At 74.3% G+C, this 4,641-nt stretch carries 3 protein-coding genes; 1 reads left to right on the forward strand and 2 read right to left on the reverse strand.

The features are described 5' to 3' along the window. Positions 1-619 precede the first annotated feature (619 nt). Both ACFVFS_RS40560 and ACFVFS_RS40565 read right to left on the reverse strand, forming a co-directional pair. Positions 620-874 carry a hypothetical protein gene (locus tag ACFVFS_RS40560; RefSeq protein WP_380630139.1) on the reverse strand — a complete coding sequence of 85 codons (255 nt, stop codon included), beginning with the start codon at positions 872-874 and terminating at the stop codon, positions 620-622. A 29-nt stretch (positions 875-903) separates the two neighbouring features. Then, a complete protein-coding gene (locus ACFVFS_RS40565) occupies positions 904-2,115 on the reverse strand; it encodes an anion permease (RefSeq protein ID WP_380630140.1) in 1,212 nt (403 codons plus the stop codon). 337 nt (positions 2,116-2,452) lie between these two features. Between ACFVFS_RS40565 and ACFVFS_RS40570 the strand changes: the two genes are divergently transcribed. Then, positions 2,453-4,147, forward strand: coding sequence for an NlpC/P60 family protein (locus ACFVFS_RS40570; protein WP_380630141.1), 1,695 nt, complete (start codon positions 2,453-2,455; stop codon positions 4,145-4,147). Positions 4,148-4,641: the final 494 nt, after the last annotated feature.

Raw genomic sequence — 4,641 nt, forward strand, 5'->3', positions numbered from 1 at the left:
CCGGAGGGCCGGGGGCGGATCGTGCTCCCGGCCCTCCGGCGTTCCGCCGCGGGGCCGGGGGCCGGGGGCTGGGGGCCGGGGGAGCCGCCACTGGCGGGATCCGGCAGGAGGGTGCCCGCGCGGTGCGGGGGAAGCGGGAGGGGGCGGGGACGGTCGGCGCGCACGGGCCAGGACTCCGGCGGCGGCAGCGGCCGACGCCGGTCCGGCGTGGTCCCGACCGGGCGTACCGGCCGGCTGCGCGGGCCACGGCCCTTCGGTGACGGGCGGGGGAACGGCGGCGCGCGATCGGGTGGCGGTCGTCCGGGGGCGGGCGACGGTATCCGGCGGCGCGGCTGCGGCGCGGGGAGACCCGCCCACCGCGCGGCGGACGGCGCCGGTGTCCGGGAGCGGCGGAGAGCGCGTCAGCGGGGCCGGCCGGGCGTCGGGTGGTTGGAGCGCGGATCGCGGTCCCGGCCCTGCGGTGTGCCGTCGTAGTCGTCGCTGGTGGGGCGCGTCGGGCCGGGCCGTCGTGCGCTGCGCCCGCGGGACCGGCCGGCGGTCGGCGGCGGCCATGCCGGAGGGCCGGGAGCGGTGTTCCCGCTCCCGGCCCTCCGGTGATCCGCTCGTACGGCCGCGCGCGCTACTTGTTGGCGATCAGGCTCAGCCCGTAGAGGACGGCCGCGCCGCAGACGGCGAAGCAGGCGTAGGCGCCGGCCAGGGCCAGTCGGCCGCCGGCCACCGGGGCGTTCGGGCCGGCCGCCTCGCGGCGCGCGGTGAGCGCGGCCTCGCGGCGGGACAGGGCCAGGATGCCGAGGGCGAAGACGGCGACCACGGCGACGGTGATGCCGAAGCTGACACCGGCGGTCTGGGCCAGGGCGTTCCACTTGATGTGCATGGTGTTGCGAGCTCCTCAGCCGGCGGCGGTCAGGCCGCGACCGTGGTCGAGGCGGGGTTCGGGGTGGCGGAGGCGCCCGCCGGGCCGACCTCGGCCGGGGCGACCGCCACCGGGGTGACGTCGACCGGGGTGACGTCGGAGGCGTCGTTGACGTTGTCCGCGCCGACCGGCTGGCGGCGGGAGATGACCCACATCGCACCCGAGCCGGCCACCAGCGCGGCGCCGACCAGGACGACGCCCCAGGTGCCCCGCTCGGCCAGGTAGGCGGCGAGTCCGCCGACGGTGGCGGCGGCGGGCAGGGTCAGGCCCCAGGTGTAGACCATCCGGCGGACCATGCCCCAGCGCAGCTCGGCCTTCGGGCCGCCGAGGCCGGCGCCCATGATGCCGCCGGAGCAGACCTGGGTGGTGGAGAGGCCGAAGCCCATGCTGGAGGAGGTCAGGATGACCGTCGCGGCGGCCGACTCGGAGGAGAAGCCCTGGCGCGGGGTGATGTCCGCCAGGCCGCTGCCCATCGAGCGGATGATCCGCCAGCCGCCCATGTAGGTGCCGAGCGCGATCGCGGCACCGGCCGAGACGATGACCCAGGTGGGGGGCAGCGCGCCCTTCGGCAGGGCGCCGACCGAGACCAGGGTCAGGGTGATGATGCCCATCGTCTTCTGGGCGTCGTTGGTGCCGTGCGCCAGCGAGATCAGCGAGGAGGAGAAGACCTGGCCGGTGCGGAAGCCCTTGCCGACGGTCTTCTCGTCGCTCTTGCGGGTGATCGCGAAGGCGAGCTTGGTGGCGCCCCAGGAGGCCAGGCCGGCCACCAGCGGGGAGGCGACCGCCGGGATGAGGATCTTGCTGACCACGGTGTCGAAGTTGACGCCGTTGGCGCCGATGCCGACCACGGTGGCGCCGATCAGGCCGCCGTAGAGCGCGTGCGAGGAGCTCGACGGCAGTCCGCGCAGCCAGGTCAGCAGGTTCCAGAGGATGGCGCCGGCCAGTGCGGCGAAGATGATCTCCGGATGGATACCGGCCTTCTCGTTGACGATGCCGCCGGAGATGGTGGTGGCGACCTTCACGGACAGGAACGCGCCAGCGAAGTTGAGGAGTGCCGCGATGGTGACCGCGATCTTCGGCCGGAGGGCTCCCGTCGCGATGGAGGTGGCCATCGCGTTGGCGGTGTCGTGGAACCCGTTGGTGAAGTCGAAGGCGAGCGCCGTGATGATCACAACGGCCACCAGGAACGAGATGTGTTCCATACCCAAACAATCGTCGTAGTTGTCGCACTGACGTTGGTGTCGTGCGTGACGCTAGGGACGCTTGGTGAACGGAAGGTGAACTGGCATCGGAGTTGAGGTTCCGGTGGTGTCCGAGGGGTTGCCGGGACCTTTCCGAAGGGTGGCGTCCGCCGTGCTGAGCTGGACATTAGTGGAGATCCGTCCGCTTCGCCCGTTTTGCTGAGAGTTGCCTCACAGGGGCGGTCAAAAATTCATTGAGCCGTCCGGGCGGCGTCTGTTTCCGGCGAGTAACCCGTGGCAGGATCAGCCGGAGGTCCGGGGACCCCGGAACGCGGGCGGGACGGGAAGGGCGAGACCCATGGGCGGGGCGCGACGACGTATAGAGCTGACGGACGGACGGCGGACAGGTGCACCCGGCGGCCGGCGGCCGGCCTGGGTCCGGGCCGCGCTGCGCTGCGGCGCCGTCCTCGCGGCCGCCGCCCTGTCGCTGCCGCTGGCCACCTCCCCGGCCTGGGCCGACCCGGCCCCGACGGCCCCCACCGCTCCGGGCGCCGACGCCGCGGTCGGCGATCCGCTCGCCGAGGCCAAGGCCACCCTCGGCCCGCTGCTCGACCAGCTGCACGCGCTCTACCAGAGCGCCGAGGCCGCCACCGAGCAGTACAACGCGGCGGTCGACAAGGTCACCGTGCAGCAGGCCTCGCTCGCCGAGCTCAAGACCAAGCTGGAGCGCCAGCAGAAGCAGGTCGACGCCGGGACGGACATCGCCTCCCAGCTCGCCGCGGCGCAGTACCGCAACGGCTCCGCCTCCGCCTACGCCGAGCTGCTGCTCTCCAAGGACCCGTACGAGGCCGTCACCATCGCCGAGCTGCTCGCCGCCGCCAGCCGCTCGCAGAACGAGTTCCTCAACAAGCTGACCGCCGACCGCGACGCGCTCGGCGGGCTGAAGAAGCAGAACGAGGAGGCGCTCGCCACCTCGCAGACCCTGGTCACCCAGCAGGACGCGGCCAAGGCCAAGGTCGCCGCCGACCTCGCCGCCGTCGAGCAGCTGGTCTCCTCGCTCACCGGCGCCCAGCGCGCCGAGCTGGAGCAGGTCGAGAAGGCCAAGGCCGACGAGGCCCAGCTCGCCTTCCTCGCCAGCGGCGTGCTCGGCAAGGGCGAGCGCACCCCCTCGCTGGCCGGCCGCGCCGCGGTCGCCTGGGCGCTCGCACAGCTGGGCAAGCCCTATGTGTGGGGCGGTGCCGGGCCGGACGTCTTCGACTGCTCGGGGCTCACCTCGCAGGCCTGGCTGCACGCCGGCAAGCCGATCCCGCGCACCAGCCAGGAGCAGTGGGCGCAGCTCCAGCACGTCCCGCTCAACCAGCTGCGGCCGGGTGACCTGATCATCTACTTCGGGGGCGCCACGCACGTCTCGATGTACATCGGCGGCGGGCTCGTGGTGCACGCGCCGCGGCCGGGCTCGTTCGTCAAGGTCGGGCCGATCGGGGCCAACCCGATCCTCGGCGCGGTCCGGCCGGACCCGGACGGCGCGGCCGACGAGGCGGGCGGCGCCTGGAAGGTGCCGGACCTGCCGGCCGGCTGGGACGCGGTGACGCCGATCGCCTCCAGCCCGCTCAACCAGCCGCCGGTCCCGCCGGGCACCGTGGTGCCGCCGGTGGTGCCGGTCGCGCCGGGCACCCCGGCCCCGGGTACGGACCCGTCCACGCCCACCGCCCCGGGCACCCCGGACCCGTCCGCCACCGGCACGCCGAGCACCACGCCGACGGGGACGCCGACCGGGACGCCCACCGGCACGCCGACGGGAACCCCGACCGGCACGCCCACGGGCACCCCGACGGGGACGCCCACGGGGACGCCGACCGGCACCCCGACGGGAACCCCGACCGGCACGCCCACGGGTACGCCCACCGAGACCCCGTCGGGCACCCCGACGGCCACCGGCACCGGCACCGGCTCGCCGACCGCCACCGGCTCCTCCTCCGCGAAGGCCACCGGCACCGCCTCCGGCACCGGTACCGCCTCTGCCTCCGGCACCCTCGCGCCCACCCAGAACTGACCCGCCCCACCCGCACGGCACGAGGCCGGGCCCGAGATCCTTCTCGGTTCCCGGCCTCGGGCATGCCCGCTCCGCACCTGATCCCGTCGGCCTCGCCCGACTCGTTGACGGAACGTCTACCGGCGAGTGGTCCACTGCGAGCACAGGTTCCTTTCGAGACGTTGGAGGAAGATCGTGCTCAAGTGTGTGGCAGCCGCGGTAGCGGCAGTCGGACTGTGTGCGCTCAGCAGCGGCGTGGCGCTCGCAGCTGCGGCAGAGGACAACGGCGCCCGGCCGGCCGAGGCCTACCCGACGACGCCTGCCCTGAACACCCCGGACGCCTGGATCGGCCACGAGGGCCATCGCGTCCTGGAGGGATGCTCCGGGTCCACCGCGTCCTGTTTCTGAGTACCTCGGCCCGGGTGGCGCGGAGCAGGAAGTCGGCGGGGGGGGCGTACGGCACCGCCCAGGCAAGAAACAAGGCGGCGGGAGCAAGAAGAGCGGGGGACTCTGTC

The organism is Kitasatospora sp. NPDC057692, from assembly GCF_042799475.1.
In the GTDB taxonomy this organism is placed as follows: domain Bacteria; phylum Actinomycetota; class Actinomycetes; order Streptomycetales; family Streptomycetaceae; genus Kitasatospora.